The 18,647-nt window shown below is 69.5% G+C and carries 21 protein-coding genes; 11 read left to right on the top strand and 10 right to left on the bottom strand.

All coding sequences use genetic code 11. The features are described 5' to 3' along the window. Positions 1–401: 401 nt before the first annotated feature. The 4 genes from ACWC0C_RS41245 to ACWC0C_RS41260 all read right to left on the bottom strand — a co-directional run bounded on the left by ACWC0C_RS41245 (position 402) and on the right by ACWC0C_RS41260 (position 3,040). Positions 402–719, bottom strand: a complete 318-nt coding sequence (locus ACWC0C_RS41245; protein WP_450869745.1) for a hypothetical protein — start codon at positions 717–719, stop codon at positions 402–404. Positions 720–1,443: 724 nt separating this feature from the next. Then, on the bottom strand, positions 1,444–1,650 hold the full coding sequence (locus ACWC0C_RS41250; protein WP_450869747.1) for a hypothetical protein: 207 nt from the start codon (positions 1,648–1,650) through the stop codon (positions 1,444–1,446). A gap of 422 nt (positions 1,651–2,072) precedes the next feature. After that, the gene (locus tag ACWC0C_RS41255; protein WP_450869748.1) at positions 2,073–2,291 is read right to left on the bottom strand and encodes a DUF6207 family protein; all 219 of its coding nucleotides are present in this window, start codon (positions 2,289–2,291) and stop codon (positions 2,073–2,075) included. A 527-nt stretch (positions 2,292–2,818) separates the two neighbouring features. Then, positions 2,819–3,040 carry a hypothetical protein gene (locus ACWC0C_RS41260; RefSeq protein ID WP_450869750.1) on the bottom strand — a complete coding sequence of 74 codons (222 nt, stop codon included), beginning with the start codon at positions 3,038–3,040 and terminating at the stop codon, positions 2,819–2,821. 95 nt (positions 3,041–3,135) lie between these two features. Between ACWC0C_RS41260 and ku the strand changes: the two genes are divergently transcribed. After that, positions 3,136–4,059, top strand: a complete 924-nt coding sequence (gene ku / locus ACWC0C_RS41265) for a non-homologous end joining protein Ku (RefSeq protein ID WP_450869752.1) — start codon at positions 3,136–3,138, stop codon at positions 4,057–4,059. A 197-nt stretch (positions 4,060–4,256) separates the two neighbouring features. Here ku and ACWC0C_RS41270 read toward each other — a convergent pair whose 3' ends face one another. The 4 genes from ACWC0C_RS41270 to ACWC0C_RS41285 form a co-directional block, all read right to left on the bottom strand. Beyond that, complete coding sequence (locus ACWC0C_RS41270; RefSeq protein ID WP_450869775.1) at positions 4,257–4,580, bottom strand: DUF6233 domain-containing protein; 324 nt, start codon at positions 4,578–4,580, stop codon at positions 4,257–4,259. Positions 4,581–4,877: 297 nt separating this feature from the next. Next, positions 4,878–5,999: a PP2C family protein-serine/threonine phosphatase gene (locus ACWC0C_RS41275; protein WP_450869754.1), complete on the bottom strand. Its 1,122-nt coding sequence runs from the start codon at positions 5,997–5,999 to the stop codon at positions 4,878–4,880. A gap of 180 nt (positions 6,000–6,179) precedes the next feature. Continuing rightward, positions 6,180–6,314, bottom strand: a complete 135-nt coding sequence (locus tag ACWC0C_RS41280) for a DUF6207 family protein (RefSeq protein ID WP_450869777.1) — start codon at positions 6,312–6,314, stop codon at positions 6,180–6,182. A 47-nt stretch (positions 6,315–6,361) separates the two neighbouring features. Next, entirely contained in the window at positions 6,362–6,694 is a 333-nt protein-coding gene (locus ACWC0C_RS41285; RefSeq protein ID WP_450869756.1) for a DUF6233 domain-containing protein, read from the bottom strand. Positions 6,695–6,758: 64 nt separating this feature from the next. Between ACWC0C_RS41285 and ACWC0C_RS41290 the strand changes: the two genes are divergently transcribed. The 6 genes from ACWC0C_RS41290 to ACWC0C_RS41315 all read left to right on the top strand — a co-directional run bounded on the left by ACWC0C_RS41290 (position 6,759) and on the right by ACWC0C_RS41315 (position 12,828). Beyond that, positions 6,759–6,977: a LexA family protein gene (locus ACWC0C_RS41290; RefSeq protein WP_450869757.1), complete on the top strand. Its 219-nt coding sequence runs from the start codon at positions 6,759–6,761 to the stop codon at positions 6,975–6,977. Next, the gene (locus tag ACWC0C_RS41295; protein ID WP_450869759.1) at positions 6,974–7,174 is read left to right on the top strand and encodes a hypothetical protein; all 201 of its coding nucleotides are present in this window, start codon (positions 6,974–6,976) and stop codon (positions 7,172–7,174) included. Before ACWC0C_RS41290 ends, ACWC0C_RS41295 begins: the two co-directional genes overlap by 4 nt. A gap of 814 nt (positions 7,175–7,988) precedes the next feature. Continuing rightward, a complete protein-coding gene (locus ACWC0C_RS41300) occupies positions 7,989–8,246 on the top strand; it encodes a hypothetical protein (protein WP_450869761.1) in 258 nt (85 codons plus the stop codon). Positions 8,247–8,270: 24 nt separating this feature from the next. Next, positions 8,271–9,131 (top strand): helix-turn-helix domain-containing protein, encoded by an 861-nt coding sequence (locus ACWC0C_RS41305; RefSeq protein WP_450869762.1) that lies wholly within the window; start codon positions 8,271–8,273, stop codon positions 9,129–9,131. Between the two features lie 241 nt (positions 9,132–9,372). Continuing rightward, the gene (gene mobF / locus ACWC0C_RS41310) at positions 9,373–11,340 is read left to right on the top strand and encodes a MobF family relaxase (RefSeq protein ID WP_450869764.1); all 1,968 of its coding nucleotides are present in this window, start codon (positions 9,373–9,375) and stop codon (positions 11,338–11,340) included. A 438-nt stretch (positions 11,341–11,778) separates the two neighbouring features. Beyond that, on the top strand, positions 11,779–12,828 hold the full coding sequence (locus ACWC0C_RS41315; RefSeq protein WP_450869765.1) for a hypothetical protein: 1,050 nt from the start codon (positions 11,779–11,781) through the stop codon (positions 12,826–12,828). Between the two features lie 132 nt (positions 12,829–12,960). Here the strand turns inward: ACWC0C_RS41315 and ACWC0C_RS41320 are convergent, their stop codons facing one another. Further along, complete coding sequence (locus ACWC0C_RS41320) at positions 12,961–13,143, bottom strand: hypothetical protein (RefSeq protein WP_450869767.1); 183 nt, start codon at positions 13,141–13,143, stop codon at positions 12,961–12,963. Positions 13,144–14,071: 928 nt separating this feature from the next. Here ACWC0C_RS41320 and ACWC0C_RS41325 point away from each other — a divergent pair. From ACWC0C_RS41325 to ACWC0C_RS41340, 4 genes are all read left to right on the top strand, one after another. Then, positions 14,072–15,460 (top strand): replication-relaxation family protein, encoded by a 1,389-nt coding sequence (locus ACWC0C_RS41325; protein ID WP_450869768.1) that lies wholly within the window; start codon positions 14,072–14,074, stop codon positions 15,458–15,460. A 561-nt stretch (positions 15,461–16,021) separates the two neighbouring features. Then, the gene (locus ACWC0C_RS41330; protein ID WP_450869770.1) at positions 16,022–16,213 is read left to right on the top strand and encodes a hypothetical protein; all 192 of its coding nucleotides are present in this window, start codon (positions 16,022–16,024) and stop codon (positions 16,211–16,213) included. A gap of 4 nt (positions 16,214–16,217) precedes the next feature. Then, positions 16,218–16,850 (top strand): RNA polymerase sigma factor, encoded by a 633-nt coding sequence (locus ACWC0C_RS41335; protein WP_450869772.1) that lies wholly within the window; start codon positions 16,218–16,220, stop codon positions 16,848–16,850. Positions 16,851–16,852: 2 nt separating this feature from the next. Next, on the top strand, positions 16,853–17,476 hold the full coding sequence (locus ACWC0C_RS41340) for a hypothetical protein (protein WP_450869773.1): 624 nt from the start codon (positions 16,853–16,855) through the stop codon (positions 17,474–17,476). A gap of 202 nt (positions 17,477–17,678) precedes the next feature. Here the strand turns inward: ACWC0C_RS41340 and ACWC0C_RS41345 are convergent, their stop codons facing one another. After that, positions 17,679–18,551: a helicase associated domain-containing protein gene (locus ACWC0C_RS41345; protein WP_450869774.1), complete on the bottom strand. Its 873-nt coding sequence runs from the start codon at positions 18,549–18,551 to the stop codon at positions 17,679–17,681. Between the last annotated feature and the right edge of the window lie 96 nt (positions 18,552–18,647).

Raw genomic sequence — 18,647 nt, forward strand, 5'->3', positions numbered from 1 at the left:
ATCAAGTTGGTCGACGGGGCGACCCAAGTGCTCGGATAGCCGTATCTGCGTCCATCAGGCGGCCGCTTCCCCACCGCCGCGCGGGCCATCACCTCGGCTGATCCGACTAGCACACTGACCAGAACAACCATGTCCGCCTGCTTCGCGGGGACGCTGGGATCACCGATTAGCCGGTTGATCGTGTCCCGGGACGGACTACCGGTCAGCGTCTCGTTGTCAGCCACCGCTCTCGCCATCTCGCCCAACGCGGGCGCGCCGGAGGAGATATACGCCTCATAGATCAACACGTTCAGTGTGCGTGGGCCCCCGACAGCAGGACCGGCTGACATATCAGCCGCTTGGCCCCCGGGCCCGTCCGGTCGGCGGGATCGCGGCTGTCGTCAGTAGGGCATGCTGCCCGATCAGGGCGTGAGCGCGCAGGTGGGACGCCATACTGGTGTCCTCCGTCTCGTCTCGTCAGTGGTGGCTGGCCCCGGGGCAGCCAACGAAGCCGCCAAGAAGAGCGGCCGTTTCGGGGCGGATCTACAGCTTGAAGTGCCGTCTTCGGCGGCACGGAGCCAGCTGTACGGGTTGTCGGCGACGGATGCCAGGCCGGCGAGGACCGCTCCGTTGAAGGCGAGTAGTAAGGAAGCCTTGCCGTCCGTGCGGCCGATCTCGCCTGCGACCGAGGCGCAGGCGGCGTCCAGGTTCTTGTCGGTGTCGCAGACCGTGGTAGTCATGGGCGTGTTTCCCTGATCTCTGGAGAGTGAAGGGGAGTGGGTGGTCGGCCCTTTGCCGATGCGCGGGCCGCCCAGCGATTTCCGCCCCGGCGCGCAGGCCGGGGCGGAAATCGTTCAGAACGGTGGTTCGTCCGGCCAGTGGTCGCGGGCCGGTAGGAGCCGGAGGGTGTGCTGCGGGCGGTCCCAGCACCAGCACATCTCACCGCCCGGATAGAGGCCTTCAGACCACCAACCGCCTTCGCCTTTGCAGTCCGGGCAGTTACGACGCGGCCTGGGGCGGACCCTGATCTCATGCCGGTTGACGGTCAGCTCCCAGGCACCGGCCTTGAGGCCACGGCGGCCGCCGTGGCCTCAAGCGGAACCACGGCCGTGAGCAGCACAGCGGTACGGGCGCGCACAGCTCAGACGACCGGAGAAGGCTGGGCCCTCGAGCGAGAAGTGCTCCCGGAGATCGCGGCTGGGGCGGCGTCCGTCGCCAGTTCCATGCGGATCAGGCTGTCGGCGGTGCGCGGGATGCCCCGGCGGTCCTGCTCGCAAGTCACGTTGCCGGGGTGCTGAACGCGGCGTAGGGCAGTCCGCTGCGCATGAGCACGTACACGCTGGCCAGCGGCTCTCGCGGTGTGGTCCATGGTGCGGTGGCAGCCACGGCCATCGAGGCGGTGCTCCAGGGGGCGTCGAGCGTGTCAGCGAACTCCTGCTGGTCCGTGTATGTGGTGGCGGGCTCTCAGCCATCGGGGTCGGCGCTGGCACCGATGGAGGCAGTGACCGTGAGCGGACCGCCCGGCCAGGGCACGGGCTGGGCGAGCTCGTTGGCCAGGCCGCCCATGAAGGCCTGCAGGTCCTGGACGTTGATCGAGGCGACGAACTCGTCCTCGCCGAGGCGGGCGCAGAGGCTGCGCGGCCCGCCGTTCTGGCTGACAACGTCGTCCACCCGGGCGCCCTTCACCAACGATCGCTGGAACGCCGTACGGGTACGGTGGACGACCGAGACCGACGGCCTGTGCTGGCCGTGCCTGGATGCGCACCGCGAACGGACCGAGGCCGAACGCGCCGCGCGACGCCAGGCGGAAGGGGAAGCTGCCGCCCGCGCGGAAGCGGAGGCGAACAGGCCCCGCGGCATCTTCCGCCGCCGCTGACCCGACCAGCCTGCGGCACGCCGTGGCCGGGCCCGTGGTCGCACCCCCGACCATCCTGCCGAGGTCCCCAACCCGGAGCTCTATGCGCGCACACCCCGCAGCCCCGACCACTGCGGGGGACAGGCTGACCCACGACCCTGACCACGGCAGGTCAGCGGGCTGGCGTGCTTCCCCGCCTGTCGGGGAGACATGAGAAAGGCCGGCATCCGCCGCAGGCCTACGCGTCGGCCTCCTGGCGCAGGTCCAGGAAGAACCGCAGCCGCACGCCGGGTTCGTCAGGTTCCCGGATCGTCCGGTCTGTCGGTGCGATGGCACACCGAGCGGCGAGCAGCTCCTGGACCGCGAAGGCGGTGTCGTCATCGGCGGCCGCGACCTCCACCACGGCCAGGCCCGGCACCGCCACGTGCGCGTCGTTGATGGGTCTTATGTTGGGCACTACGTGCCGGGGTGCCCGTAGGTTCCGCTGGCTGGGGGGTGTCACCCGATCGGGGATCCCGCCCGCGTTGCTGTACTTGTGGGTCTTGCGCTGGCTGCCAGCGCACAGGCCGACCCGGTCACCGGGGCAGGTCAGCGCGGACGGGTCGGGCTCCGTGATCGGCGGCGGGGAGTGCCCGCAGAATATCGACTCGAATGGCACTGCTGTTCGATCCGCGCCCGCTTGGGCGGCAACATCTCTTGCGTCAACCCTTGCGTCTTCTCCTGCGGCATCTCTTGCGCGAGCCCTGCCGACGCCGCCGTGTCTGTGCACGTCACCCCCACCGGATAGGCGTGGTCGGGGGGTCTGGCATCCCCGTTGCGACCGCTTTCGCCCATGTCCCTGGCTGGAGTTGAGAGGGAGGGACAGGGAGGAATGGGCGGCGCGGACGCAGCCGGGGATCCGGGCGCGCTCGCCAGAGTTGCGCGCCGGGCGGGGCCGCCGCGCCAGCCGCCGGCCAAGCGGCGGCACGAGAGACATGGGTGGCCCTATCCGGGCGGCGCCCAAACGTCCGGCCCGGCTTCCCGCCACTCCACCCAGGCCGCGCTCACCACGTCTTCGGGCTCGACGCCTTCGGATCCGGCCTGGCGTAGGAACTCGACGATGTCGAGCAGCGTGTACGCCATGCCCATGAAGTGGCTGCCAACGCGGACCCGCCTGCCGCCGTCCTCGGCCGGCGGGTAGACGACGACCTGCGGTGTCTCGGTCACCCTTTCAGAGTGCGGTGTGGGTCGGGAGCGCGCATGCGGGACGCCGGAGCCGTTCGTAGGCTGAGGGTGCTCGGGGCACTCACGGAGGTCTACCGATGCCCCGAACCATATGGTCAGGCGCTATTTCTTTCGGATTGGTCACCGTTCCGATCAACGTGGTGAGCGCGACCGAAGATCACAGCATCCGGTTCCATCAGTACCACCTGGAGGACATGGGGCGCGTCCGCTACCGCAAGGTGTGTGAGCTGGAGGAACGCGAGGTCGACCAGTCCGAGATCGGCAAGGGCTACGAGCTGACCCGGGACCGGATCATTCCGATCACCGATGAGGAACTGAGCAACCTCCCGCTGCCGACGGCGAAGGCGATCGAGATCGACGCCTTTGTGGCACTGGAAGACATCGACCCGATCCGCATGGGCGCCGGGTACTACCTCGCCGCCGGCGGGCAGGTCGCCGCGAAGCCGTACAAGCTCCTCGTCGAAGCGCTGCGCCGCTCCAACAAGGTGGCCATCGCGAAGTACGCGTGGAGCGGTCGCGAGCGGCTGGGCATGCTCCGGGTCCGTCGCGACGCCCTGGTCCTACAGGAATTGCTGTGGCCCGACGAGATCCGCGACCCCACCGAGCTGCTCCCGTCACCGACCGAGGTGTCAGAGGACGAGATCGAAGGCGCACTCGCCCTCATGGACACCATGACCATCGACGCGCTCGAGGGCGAGGAGTTCACCGACCGCTACACCGAGGCGATCGCCCAGATCATCGAGGCCAAGCGCGAGGAGAAGCCGCTCCCCGAAGCGCCCGAGCCGGAGCAGCCGGCCCAGGTCCTGGATCTGATGGCCGCGCTGAACGAGTCGGTGCAGAAGGCCAAGGCCTCCCGCACGGGGAGCGCGGGCCCGGCGCAGATCCACGAGCTACCGGAGCCGAAGAAGAAGGCGGCCGCCAAGAAGCAGCCGGCCAAGAAGACCACGGCGAAAAAGACGGCCGCCAAGAAGACCACGGGCCGCCGCCCGCGCAGCGCCTGACCGCGCTGACGCTAGGGCCTGTCGTTTGGATCAGGCCGGCTGTAGGTCACGGCGCCTTCCAACCGACCCGAGCGGGGTCTGGTGCGTGCAGCTGCAAGGCGGAGGAGGGCGCCAACGCGGAGCGTTGGCAACCGACGACAACGCCGCAGATGTGCGTGCCAGACCCCGCGACGCCGGGATGATCCAAACGACAGGCCCTAGTCGAGGATGCCGAGTGCGGTGTCGGGCCGGCAATGGAGGCATGCCGGCACCTGGCGCCGCAGCGCGTCGAGCGCCTGCTGTCGGGTTGCCGGGCGGCACCGCCCGCTCTTGGCGGCAGCCCAGCAGCCGCCGGTGTGCACGGCGTCCACGTTCTGGCGGTTGAGCCCGTACTGGATCAGCCATTCCGGCTCCGGCGGCCGGCGCTCCTCGCCCTGCCGCCGCTCGCGCTCGCGCCGTTCCTCGTCGGCGATCCACCGGTCGATCAGGGCGAGCTGCCGGGCGGTCTGCTGTTCGACGACGCGGCGGGCGAATCGCAGCATGTCCAGACGCGAGGTCGGCTGGTTCACCTGCCCCGCTCCTCTGTGCTGTGACGTGTGTCCGTTTGCCTAGGAATTCGAACACGCGCTCTAATCTCAGTATGCACCGTGTAGAGCACCTCACCGACACCCAGGTGTGACTGAGCGGGATAGTTAGCCCTTGAGCACGCTAGTTGGCCCGAGCGCGATAGATGGCCCGCAGGGTAGCGCTCGAACCACTCTGATCAGCCTGTGTTCTGAGTTCTGTCGCATTCAGCCTGTCCCGTTCGGTGTCCTGGCGGCATGTCGGCCAGGTCCGGATCAAAAGGCCAGGCGGCGGATCGCGACTGCGGCCGCGTCGTCGTTGAGGTGGCCGTGGACGTGGGCCAGCAGGTCGTCGTGGAGAGCGCGCAGGAGTGCGTCGGGGTCGTCCTTGGTCCACGCGGCCGCCCGTTCGGTGAGCGGGTAGAAGAGGTGGTTGGTGTCACGTGCCTCGATGACGCCGTCCGTGTACAGAAGGAGCAGGTCGCCGACCTCGAACGGAAACGTCTGGACGTCGTACGCGGTGATGCCGAAGGCGCCGCCCAGTCCGATCGGAAGGTGGCTCGCCTCCGGCGTGAGGGCGGTGACGTGAGTGCCGCGCAGGAGCAGCGGCGGTGGGTGGCCGCAGTTGATGAGGTGGACGACCGGTTCGTGGTCGGGGATGTCGAGCAGGATCGCCGTGGCGAAGTCCTCGTCGGTGTCCTGCTCCGTCTGCGAGCGCCACTGGCTGCTGTCCCAGCGGAAGGCGGCGTCCAGGTGGATGGCGAGGCGGGGCAGGGTGGCCTGCCGATGGGCGGCCGCGCGGAAGGCGCCGAGCAGCAGGGCGGTGTTGTTGATCGAGGCCAGGCCGCTGCCGCGGACGTCGCCGATGAGGAGCCGGGTGCTGTGGTGGTCGGTCCGTGCGGCCGCGTACAGGTCTCCGCCGAGATCGGCTTCCTCCTCGGCGGGGATGTACAAGCCGGCGATCCGCAGCGGGCCGGCGCGGCCGGGCAAGGGCTGCAGTAGCACGCTCTGCGCCGCCTCGGCGACGGACCGCACCCGGTGCAGATGGCGCTCACGCCGGTCCCGTAGCACGCAGATGCCGACACAGACGGCCGAGACGACGACCAGAGCGGTGATCTGAGCCTGGATGTTGGCGGAGGACAGGCCCTCTCTCAGCGCACCGATCAGCACCTGGGCTGCCACCGCGAGCACTCCCATCAGAGCCGTCACGCGGGCGCTGGCGAACGCCACGGTGATCGCCGGTGCCGCCACCAGCAGTGGCCCGAGGTGAATGTGCGGCGGAGCCAGCACGTCCACCAGACAGACCGTGACGATCAGCCCCAGAGGGATCACCATCAGCGCGGGCGCGTGACCCGGCTGCCAGGAACGCCGGAGGTCCCGCCATGGTCGCAAGGCCATGACCCAAGCCTTCCACTCGCCTCCCCATGCAGGAACGCGCCGCTCCGGAGGTCGTGCACTGACCGCGCCTGCGCCCATGACGGTCTCCTGTCGATGGCCCGCCGTGCACGGCTCTGCTGCGCGAGGGGTGCTGGGCCACTCGCCAGCCCGGTGACGCCCCGAACTGTGCATCGAATTTGTCTATCCGGGCCACCTATCGTGCACAGTCACAGCCGCCGCGATCTCCACCACGGCCAGCCCTGGCTCTGCCACATGCGTCTCGTTGATCGGTTCCATGCCTGGCACCACGCGTCGGCGCAGGAAGAGGTTCTCCATCTGGATCGGGTTCACCCGACCGAGGGGCCTGCCGGGAGAGCGGTCCGTCACGCCGTGTCAGGCCGGCAGTGCGGGCAGGCGGCGACGCCCGCCGCGAGTGCCTGACGTGCGGTCTTCTGGTCGACGCCGCGGCTGCGCTTGCCCGCGTTCCAGCATCCGCCGGTGTGGACATAGACCACGGTGTCCCGGTTGAGGCCGAGCTCGAGCAGCCAGTCCTGAGCCGGCGGCCGGGCGCGCTCGCCCTGCTGCCGCTCCCGCTCGCGTCGCTCCTCTTCGGCGATCCACTGATCGATGAGGGCCAGCTGCCGTGCGGTGTGCTGCTCGACGACGCGGCGGGCGAAGCGCAGCGCATCGAGGCGTGAGAGCTCTCGCTCGTCCACGTGCCCGCTCCTCTCGCTGTGTCGCCGCTTGCCCAGAAATTCGAACATGCGCTCTAATCCGAGTATGTACCGTGTCGACTACCTCACCGAAACCCAGAAGCGCATGCTGCGCAGCATCCGCGAGCACATCGCCGCCCACGGCGACGCGCCGACGATGCGGCAGATCGGGGCAGTGGTCGGCATGCGAAGCCGAGCGTCCGTGCACTACCAACTGGTGGAACTGGAGGCCAAGCACGCGATCGTCCGTGAGCCGGGGCGCTCGAGAGGCATCCGCCTCGCATGACCAGCGCCGGCCGCTACCACCTGCTGCTCACCGCTGACGACCGACCGGTGCAGCACGGCTGGTGGAACCGAGAGAAGACCGCGCGCGACAAATTCCAGCGCTGGATCGACGAACACGGCAGCCTGCCCGCCGCACGCGTCACCCTCACCGACGAAGAAATCGCCGACGTTCTGGCCGACTGGCCGGACCGGCGGTAGACGCGGCGCCGGCTACTCGTCGGCCGGGTCCAGGGGGGCGGATGCTGACCCGCCAAGTGGTGTGCGGGATCAAGGCACCGGAATCCGCAGGCCAGGGACGGTGGCTCCGCCCGATCAGGCGTTCAACCCGCTTTACCGGCAGGCTTCATGGGCTGCCGCCCGCGCGTAGATCGTCATGGGTCCCGAACCGGAATGCGTAGTGCTTGATCCCCTACACCACGTCGCGGGACACGACCGGGGGGCGTGCGGTGGGCCGGTCTTGCCAGGAGGCACCGGCCCACCGGGGTGCGCGCTGACGAGCCAAACGCCAGCGCGCGAATGCCCTGTTCAGCAGCGGTTGGAGCCGTTGGGGCACAGGGTGCGAGCGGATCGTCCCAAGGGGAACAAGCACGACGCAAGTGAAAGTGAGTCATCGGTGCATGAATATCCGATGGCACGAAAAGCGGAACATGGCTTGCCACAACACCAGCGGACGAACTCGCAGGTCGCTCTCAGAGCGATCACGGACTGCTCTGGCATTGGCCATAGCTTGATGTCACTGGCGCTGTTGCAGGCGCATGCGCGGCTCAAGAAATGCCTTGGACACTCGCGGTTTGCCTCCGGCATGGCATTGAGGCGAACTTTTTTGCATGAGGCAGGAGTGAACTTTGTGCCCCCGATCCGGCCTGACGCCGCCTCACGCAGTGGCACGATGCTGGCACGCGGCGTGGCGAGCCAAACGCCCCTGCGGATCAAGTCGGTTGGAGCCGGGCGCCCTCGTGTCGGGCGCCCGTCATTGCCGCCTGCTGGCGGCTGGCACAGAAAGCGAAGAACCATGCTCCTCAGCACCTCCCCTCAGCAGCGCCTGGGGGCCGCCGGCGCGGCGGTCATCATCGTGATCGTGGTGACGGCGGCCGCTCTGAACCAGCTCTCCCCGGGCAATGCGCCGGTGACGCCTGCTGGTGTTCTCACGCTGCTCGCCGCCGCCGGCTGCATCGGCGTACTGACGGTCCGCCTCGCCGTCACCGGCTTCGCCGGCCCGCTCCGCACCCTGGCGGCCCGCATCCTTGCGGTCGCGATGGCGCACAGTTGAGCAAGGCGTTAAGGAGCGAAGACCATGTCGACCCGGACGGGTCGGCCACCGAGTCCGGTGGCCAACGCCGGCAACGGCATAGGCGAGTTAGCCGAACACCTGCGCAAAGGCCGCACCCGCAAGGCGCTGACACGTGAGCAGCTCGCGAGCAAGATCAAGTGTTCTGTCACGACCATCCAACGTGCCGAGGGAGGAAAGATCCCTCCCTCACACGAGACCCTCACCGGCTACATAGGGGTCTGCGACCTGGACCCCAGCCGGACGCAGGCCATGTGGAACAAGGCCGTGAGCCTGCGCAGCGGCAGCGGACGAGTCAGCTACACCCCGGCCCCCGGCCCCGGTCTCGTGCGGACGGCCGACGAACTCGGTGCCGCGCTCGCACGCGTCTGGGAGGAGAACGGGCGTCCCTCAACCCGGGAGATGGAGCGACGGGCTGACCGCCGGTACAGGGAGACACGGGACTACGCCCCTCTCTCCCGCAGCACGGCAGAGAGAATCTCCCGACGCAGGTCACTGCCGGGCTCGGTACGCACCCTCCAGGCGTACTTGGTCGCCTGCCAGGTCCCGGAGGCGAAGTTCCCCATATGGGTTCAGGCGTGGGGACGAGTCCATGAGAAGCGCCGGGCCGCAGAGGAGGAAGCACGGCGACAGGCGAGAAAGACGAGCCGGATCCAAGCCCACCAGGCCAGGAACCGGATGCGGGAAGCCGGTCTCATCCCGCTCGACAAGTTCCCAGGCCCGGTAGCGCCTTGGTCAGCCGTTCACATTCCCTGCGACCAAGTCAGCCGATACCGGCTCCGCGCGGTTCTCCAGGGAACGGCTTACTGCCCGGTCTGCGACGAACCACTCCCGGCGGGGGCGGGGACAAGGGAACAGAGCCGATGAACCCCTGACCTTGGTCAGTAAGAGGGCCGGCAGTGGTACTGGGGATGGCCATCGGTCATCCCCAGTACTTTCCGGGGCGTTGCGGGGGTGCTGCTGGAGAGCGATGACACTGGCTCGTCGGCCGGAGCCGCTTCCCGCCTGGCGGGCACCTGAGAAAGAAGTTCGGCTGCTGCTCCCGCCTGGCGGGACGTACCGATGATCGGCCTTTTCTCGCAGGTCAGAGCCGTGTGACGTGGTCTCCATGACAGTGGATATCAGGGTCATCCGAGCCGGTCAGATGTACCGCTACTACCTGCGCCAGACCGTTGTCTGCGACGGCCGCCGCCCGGCGCGCACGCCGCTGCGCGAGGCCCAGGAGGAGGCCGGTGTACCGGCCGGGCGATGGATGGGCCGCGGCCTGGCCGCGCTCGGACTGACGCCGGGGCAGGAGGTCACCGAGGCACAGCTGCGAAACCTGTTCGGCGAGCGGGGCCGGCACCCGTACGCGGACCGGATCGAGGCCGACCGGCTCGCCAAGGGCGACTCCCCGGAGAAGGCGTTCAAGGCCGGCGCCCTCGGACGCCGGGTGACGGTGACCGGTGTCGACTTCGTCTTCCGGCCGCAGCCGACGATCTACCTGTTGTGGGCGCTGGGAGATGAGAAGACCCGGCGGGTGATCGAGGCCGCGCACGAGCGGGCGATCGAGCGGGTACTGGAGTGGATCGAGGACGAGGTGGCGGTGATCCGGTACGGCAAGGACGGCATCTACCGGGTGCGGCCGCCCGGCGGTCTGGTTGCCGCCCGCTTCCGCCACTACGAAGCACGCTCTGGGCGACCCTTGCTCCATGACCACCTGCTGCTGTCCGTGAAGGGGCAGCGCCTGGACGGGAAGTGGGGCTCGATCCACACCACGGCCCTGCACGAGAACACCGCCGCCGCCTCAGCGCTCTACAACGAGCTCGTGGCCGCTGAGGTCTGCGAGGCGCTGGGGCTGGCGACCGAGCCGCGCACCGTCACCCCGGGGCGCCGGCCTGTGATGGAGATCGCCGGGGTGCCCCACGAGCTGATCCGCTGGACCTCCCGGCGCAGCGACCAGATCGCCGCCTGCCTGGCCGAGCTGGAGCACGAGTACGTCACCGCCGTCGACGACGACGGCGAGCCGAAGTTCCTGCCCGTGGTCTCCGAGCGGGCCCGCGCCAAGCTGAACCAGATCGCCGCCCGCAAGACCCGCCCGGCCAAGCAGAAGACCCGGCCGCTCGCGCAGCTGCGCGCGTGGTGGAAGACGAGCGCCATCCTCACCTCCGGGGTAGCCGTCGACATCATCGACTCCCTCCTCGAGTACGCGCGCGCCGCGGCTGCCGTGATCCGGGCCCGGGTCGCCGCCGTGGTCGACGTCGCCCTGGCGGCCGTCGACGTCACCGCGACCGTGTTCGTGATGAACGACGGCGGCCGCTTCCACCGCCGCCACCTGCTCGCCGAAGCCCGCCGCCACCTCGCCCTCGTCCTACGCGGCCGCCGCCGCGAACCCGGCCTGGACGCCCAGATCGTGGCCGCCGCCATCTCCACCCACTGCCTGGACATCAGCGAGCCGAAGACCCTGCGCGGCCTGGAGGCTGGCTACCGCCTCTACACCGCCCGATGGGCCCTGTCCGACCTCCCAGACCGGCGCCGCCCGCCCACCCCCGCACCCGGCCCGGACCGGCAACCCCCGGCCGATCCGGGCGAGCCGGCTGCGCCCCGGCCTCCGGGCCAGGACGCGGCGGAGTGGGAGATACCCCGCCTCCCGCTTCAGTACGAGCGAGCTGTCCTCGCCGGTGCGGTGGTGCGGGAGAAGCTGCGCACCACCACCGTGTGGCGCCGGGCGTACGACGTCGTCGCGCACCAGCAGGCGGCGATGCCCGAGCAGCTGCTCGCGCCCGCGGCCGCCGGCCCCGAGAACGACGACCAGGAGCCGGAGGTCGGACGCCGGGACGCGATCGACATGACGGCGCTGCGGGCCTTGAGGGAGTCGCGTACGGACGTGGAAGCCCTCGATCTCACGGCCGACCGGCTGCGTCACCTCCAGGACGCGTTCACCAAGACGGCCGACGACTCCCGCGCCCGCGCGGACCGGTACGCCGAACAGGACGATGCCGACGCAGTGCGCCCGGTGGGCCAGGACGACCAACGCACGCACCACCTTCAGCAGCCGGACCCACGCCAAGGGCCAAAGGCCGGCCTCGGCCGCTGACCCCACCCACTGCGCGCACAGAGGAGGGCTGTCGGCACCGTCACCCGGACGAATGAATGAGCTGCCGCAGCGGCAAGCCAGCTGTGCCGGTGGCCCGTCCCGGCGGCACACTGCTGGGCGGCCTCCCATCGGTGGGCCAGCATCCGCGGGCGCTCCCCGGCCAGAGGCCCCGATGTCTGCGGCGGATGCGAAGGAGCCAGGCCCCGACCCCATGCTGCACAACGCAACCTGTTCGCACCTACCTGTGCGTACCGGGGCCGGACGGTCCGCAGTTCAGGAACGCTGATGAGTCACGGAGAGCTCCTCACGCAGAAGGCCCGCTACCGCGCTCGATGCACAGGCATCGGGCACCAGGCCAGCCTCCAGCACCCCCAAGCCCTCCAAGGGCAAGACCCAGTACCGGCCGCCAGCCATGACCAGGCCCGCCTGGAGGCCGCCGTGTTCGAGCGGCTGGGCGGAACGATCGACTACTGCGCCCACCCCGTCGGCGTCGCGCGCGTTCATCCCAGTGCTGACCACCTGGTCGTGGAGGTCGATCCGAAGCTCGGCCCTGAGCACTCGCTGCCGGAGCACTGCCTTCAGGCTCTGCTGCCAACCCAGTACACCGGGCCTGACGAGGACGAAGGACGGGAGCCGGGAGGCATCGCCGGGGTCAGGCTCCTCGGGATCGACGCAGCCGGCCTCCACCTCGGATTGGCAGGCACCGACGCTCGCGTCACCATCGCTGGGCCGGACCCCAAGCAGTGGCGGACCATCGTCACCCAACACCGGGCCTCATGCCCTGACCGCGACCTCCTCCCACTGTGGGACGCGCCCACGGTGACCCCATTCGAGTCTGCCTACCTGGCAGCAGACCCCACCTGGTGGGAGGAGCAAGCAGCCCACGCGTGGGTCGCCAGCGGCCTGCTGCGCCGCATCGCCCTCTTCCACACGGTGACCAAGCCGTACTCCCTCAACTACTGGCCGCACGGACTGGGCTGGAAGTTCGAGCTGCGCTATGAACACGACGTCCCGATGGACCATGAGGCGTTCCTCGCACATCTGACCCACCCGGCGTGGGGAATGCCGCTTAAAGCCACTCGCGAGCACTGCGTGTGCAAGCCGTGCGACTGCGACAGGGGAGCAGAGCGCAACTGCTGGTACAGCCTCGACACGGGAGGAGGCCGTCGGGGAGAGATCGGGATCCACTTCCGGCGGGCCCGCGCTGGCCGTGATACCGAGCATGAGTACGGGCGACTGGTCGCGGCAGGTGCTGACCCCAAGTGGCTCGCGCAGGCGCTCCCGTCCCACCACCAGCGCTCAGCCGCGCGTCCCCAACACTCGGGCCCGCGCCGACCCGATGCGGGTGGTCGGTGCGCACCGGCGGTGTCCGGCACCCACTCCACCGAGTGGAGCCCAGTGGAGTGGACAACATCGTGGTGGAGTAGGCGATATCGACGGGGCGATGCCCACATCCACCCGGTGCGCACCCGCCGCGTTTCTCCTTGACCTCCGCTCAGGTCAAGGAGAAATGCACCGCCTCCACTGGTCCACTCCACCTCGTCGGCTCTACCCGATGCGCACCACTCCGCGCCGCTGGCCGCACCGGTGACCGCCCCACCCACCCGCCCGGTGCTGCGGCTACAGGTGCAGAGCCACCACGGTGTCCACCACCGCACGGGCCCGCTGCTCCACCTGCTCAGCGCGCAGCACCTGCAGAGCCTGGATGACGTCCTTCGGTGCGTCGGCAAGGACCTGGCCGACGAAGTGGGCGATGGTGCGGGCGATCCCCGGCGCGGCAGTCGCGGGGCGTGCGTGGCCCACGCGCGGATCGCCATCAGGTAGATGACGCCGACCTCGTCCAGGACGAACGAGTCGGCGCAGGGGTCGGTGTCGTCGGACAACGCGGTCACGGGGAAGATGCCCGGCAGCAGTCCCGGCCGCTGCTCCACCTCGGGCGCGAGCCGTGCGGCCTGGACGTCGTCTCCGGTCTCCACCGCCAGGATGTAGTCAAAGCCGAGCTGGACCAGGTGCGGGGGCAGCAAGGGAACGATGGGGGCCATGGGCAGCTCCTGACGTACGGTCGCCGTGCCGATCACGGCGACGTCCCCAGCAGGGTCGACCCGCCGACCTGTGGACAGAGGCCAGAGAACTCTCCCTCCCCGTCCGGACGGGACGAATCGGGCTGCAAGGGCCAAACCCGGCTCCCTTGTCCACTGTGGTCGGCCCGACCACGAGCCCGACCATGACCCCTTGTCCAGGCCGCCGCCGCCCCGACCACGGCCGCGTTTCCCCTCGACCACGCCCGCCACTGTTCGCCGTCAGACCGCGGACAAGGGGGCCGGCTGCACGCTGCTCCCTCGATCACCGCCCACCCAAGGGCGGCCCGAAGCGAAGGAGCCACCACGATGACCACGCACCGACCACCGGCAGGCGCCTGGCGCGCCCACCCCGACCATGAGCCCGACCAGCACCGGACAAGCCGCCCCGGCCTCCTGCGGTGCGCACTTGGGACGCCACTGTGGAACCCACTTTGGTGCCCGACACCGAGCCGGACGAAGAAAGCCCGGGTCACCACGCAGATATGGCCGCGCGCCGCGTTGTCACAACCCTCTTCTCTCCTCCTGAACTTGAAGGGAATGTCCGTGATGGAGGAGATCATCGGGTCCGGGGGCCGGGAGCCCTCTGCGGCCGGGCGTGGCCGGCGCCCGGCCGGTGGCCGTGCGCGGCAGGCGAGGAAGGGGCGGGGCTGATGGCGGGGAAGCGGAAGACGAACCCGGCGGGGTCGACGAACAATCTGCGCGGCGACGTGCTGCGCGTGCTGGGTGTGCTGAAGGTCGCGACGGTCGAACAGATCCAGCAGATTGCGGCCCCGCACATGAGCTACCGGCACAGCGACAAGGACAAGCCCTCGGAGCGGAAGCAGGCCCGCACCGCCTCGCACCTCGGGGCGCTGTCCGATCTGCGCAAGCACGGCCTGGTGGAGAACGGCGGGAAGACCTCGGGCGGGGATACCCTGCGCAACCTGACGCCTATGGGCCTGAAGGCCGCCTCTTACGAGTTGGGGCGGCCGGTGGGGGAGATGGGCGGCCCGGCCCGTGGCGCGGGCCGCAGCGGCGCCTCCCACCCGATGGCGGTCAACGAGGCCCTGTTGGCACTGCTGCGCCCGAAGCCGGACCTGACCCAGCTCGATGGCGAGCCGGCCGATGTCCTCGCCGCCGCGCAGGCTGCCGTCGACGCTCCGGCCGGGCTGGGCACCATCGCCTCCTACGCGACCGAGGTGGCGTTGCCCGCGACGGGCACGTGGTCCAATCCCGGCAAGGGCGGCGCCCAGGCGGACATCGTCATCACCGCGCCCGAGGACGGGGTGCCGCTGCTGTTCGTAGAGATCGACAACTGCTACGAGTCCGCGCAGGAACTCGCCGCGAAGATCGAAAAGTACGTGCGGTTTGGCCAGCGGAAGGTGAAGGACGCCGACGGCAAGGCGCGGCCGATGTGGCGCACCCGCTGGTGGGTGCCCGACGGACGGTACGGCGACCAGCCGCACCCGCCGCTGCTGCTCGTCTTCAACCGCGTCGGCCCGCGCAACCCCAACACTGTCATCGCGCAGTTGGCCGAGCTGACCCACCGGCACTGGCAGGGCGACGCGCACGACGGCTTCCACATGTACGACGGCAAGCTCCCCATCGTGGTCACCGGCATGAAGCAGCTGAAGGAGCACGGCCCAGCCGGGGCGGTCTTCCGGCGCTTCGGCCGGCCGCAGAACCAGACGCTCCTGGAGGCGATCGGCAACCCCCGCCGCGAAGCCCACGACGCCCGCCAGCAGGCCGAGTACGAAGCCCGCGAGCGGGAGTACAAGGAGCAGCTGCGCCGCGCGGCCGAGCAGCAGAGGGTCGAGCGGGAGGCCCGCCGTCCGGTGTGCGCTGGGTGCGGCACCCGGTTCACCGACGAACGGTGGAAGGCCATCGAGCCCGCCGGGTGGGACGCCCCCCGGGAGACCCACCCGCACCTGTGCGACGACTGCAAGCAGCGGGCCACCACCGCCGAACGCCAAGCGGAGTACACCGAGCCCGAGCACCAGGACCAGGTTGTGCCCGAACAGAAGGCCGGCGGCACCTGGTTCTCGCGCTTCCGTACCTGACCCGGGCACACCGCCTCCGGCTGCGCGGGCAAGCCTCGGGACGTCCTTGGGCAAGCCCGTGCTGTTGGTGGCGGCTGACGGCGTCCGAAGAGTAGCCGGTCCAGCGCACTGCCGGCTGGTTGAGCTGGAGACGAAGCAGGCGATCGTCCGCACGCCGCCGGAGGGGATTCGGCTCGCATGACGCCAGATCCGCGTGGCGGGTGGCGCGGGGGAGTCGCTCTTTCGGGGCGCCGACAAAACGTTTGCGCGTTGTGACGTCCACCACATGTTCGATGGCCCCGCAAGCAGTTCATGGCGTTTCTTGTGGCCACTTGATCTCGCGCCCGAACGATATCCGCGCTGCTCACGCAGTGTGCTCGAATGATAACTTACCGGCAGGTCAATTTCTGTGCGTACACATGTGATCACTTGGGGTCAAATATTGATCGGTCTGCCGCTATGCGTTTGGGGGCCCTGATCCGAAATGCTGCGGCCGAGGACACACCGCGGTGTCCTTCAGCGCCACCAGCCTTGCGAGAACGGCGAGTTGACGCTGCGTTGGCAGGAAGGACGAGAGGTCTCGTGTCCCACAACGATCTGTTCGCGCTGACGGCGGTGATCACCGCCCTCCGCGTCTTCCTCCCCGACATCCGTACGGGGATGCGCCGCCTGCTGCGCGCCGGCGCCCGGGTCGGCGTCGCCGAGCTCCTGCACACCCGCACCGCCACCGACGAGCCGGCCGCCGCGGTCGCCGCCCGGGACACGGAGGCCTGAGCCGATGAGCGAGGACAGCGACGCACACACCCTGCCCAGCTCCTTCGAGGAACTGAACACCTTGCGTGGCATCCAGTACGAGATGCCCCAGAGCCTGGACGCCTTCTACAGCCGCTACGCCCGCCCGCAGATGCGATATGCCACGACGATCCTGGGCAGCGAGGAGGCGGCCAAGACGGTCGTGCGAAACCTCTACACGCACCTGGCCCTCAACTGGAACGTCATCCTCCTCGGAGAGGGCGGCCCGGAGGCCTACGCCTGGCGGGCGCTGAAGCTGCGGGTGGAGACGCACGCCCGCATGACGATCGCGCCGACCGCCGACGGCCGGTCAAGGACTGCGTCAACAAACGACCGAACCACCGCCGTCTACGAGGCGGTGCGTGCCACGCTGTCCGACATGCGCTCGCAGATGGCGGACCTGGAGTCCCCGATCGGCCTCTACACGGCCATAGCCGCCCTGCCGGAGCGCCAGTTCGACGTGATCATCCTGCTGTTCGCTCTGGGCTACTCGGTGAAGCAGGCCGCCGAGTTCATGGGCATCCACGAGGGGACGGTGCGCACGCACCGGCGTGTGGCCCGCAGGAGCATCGCCGCCAAGCTCGGCATCAGCCTGGATGATGTAGAGGAGATGGAGTAGACGTGCCGCGCAGCATCGACAGGATCCTCGACCAGACGGCCATTCCGGACACGCTCACCGACGACGTCCTCGACGACCTGAAGCGCGAGATCGTCCGGGACGTCACCGCCGTGCTCATGTTCGGCGGACAGCCGGCACCACAAGGCCATCACCCGACCCGCCTGGACTGCGCCGAGCGGTACCTGACGGCACTGTCCTGCGACCTCCTGCGCAGCAAGCAGGCCGCGGAACACCTGGCCGGCATCGCCGACGACCCGGTCGACATCGACGGCGCCCTGCACTTCGGCTGCCTGCTCAACCTGGCCACGAAACCCGAGGGAGCACAGTGGTGGTGGCAGTACGCCGCCGGCGCCGGAAACGCCACCGCCGCCTACTGCCTCCACCTCCTCCACCTGCACCGCGGCGACCTCCGCGACGCCGAACACTGGATGAGCCAGGCCCTCACCCTCGACATCGACCTCAACTTCGCTCGCCGCCCCAAACAGCGGACCTGGCTCCACACCCCCTACGAGCAAGTCCTGCGCGAAGCCGTGGAACGCCTCAAGGTGGATGACGCCTGCGGCGAGTTCCACCACCCCGATCAGCGCCTGGCCGACCGGATCGAAGAGCTCGCCGACGCCTGCTGACTCCAGCAGCACGACGCGGCCATCATCCGACCCGGCCGGCGTTCTGACGCTTCGGCCGAGAAGGACCTGATCCCAAGTTCGGTCCCTTCCCACGAGGAGGGACCCGAACCGGTACCCAGCTTCCTAACCCGACCACGGGCACCGTCAACAGCGTGGCCGGACAGGATCACCCTGCCCGGCCACGCTGTTCGTCCGTACGCCGCTACGACCACCGCATCCCGATCGAGGACAGCTGCTCCACCCGCTCCGGCGACAGCGTCGCAGCCCGCGAGCGCTGGTTCCCGATCCACGCCCCAAGCCGGAGCTCCCGCTCCTCCAGGCCCTCGCCGTCGACGCCGACCACGATCGTCTCCACGTGCTTGCGCGGCACCCGCAGGTGCCCCTCGCGCTCGTAGAACTGCCGGGCAGCCTCGTAGTTCAGCGCCCACTTGCCGGCCTGCGTACGACGCTGCGGCTTTTCGTCCTCGGTCGCGGGCTCGATTCCGAGGACCTGCTCACACAGCCACTGCTGCACGGTCGTGAGCTTGTCCCAGCCGAACCGCACCAACTTCACCCACCGTCCGAGATCCTCGCCCTGGTGCACGACGACGCCCGGCTCCATCGGCAGCTCGCCGCCGGCCTCCAGGTGCAACCGGACGAGGTGGAAGGCGCGCTGCCACTCCACCGGCCAGGCCGGGCACCACGAGGGGTCGATCTCCTCCAGCTGCCCCCGCCGATCCTCCGACAGCGCCCCGGCCGACGATCCCACCGGCAGGCCCTCGGCACGCCGCTGCTCGATCTCGGCAGCCTTCCGGGCGGCGGCCCGCGCGTTCTTCAGCCAGATGCCCACCCGGTACCCCTGGTGCGTGGCGTCCAACGGCGCCAGGAGGTGCCCATTCTGCTCGGCCCACCCGCGCGCCGCCGCGAGACCTTCCTCCCACGCGACGTCGAAGTGCGACCACACCATGCCCAGCTTCTCCAACTGCTCCACGCGGTCCTCGTCCATGTCCCCGCGGGCGTAGAAGCGGCGGGCGTCGGCGATCCACTGCCCCAGCGGGAAGCCTGCGAGCGAGGCCGGCCACCCCTCTGCCTTCACCCACTACATGGACCCGAAGTACAAAGATAGCTGGATAGGCTATGTGAGGTCTGCAATCGATAACCCTGGGACGACTGTCCATGTTTACACCGAGGG

The sequence above is a fragment of the Streptomyces sp. NPDC001709 genome, from assembly GCF_053596375.1.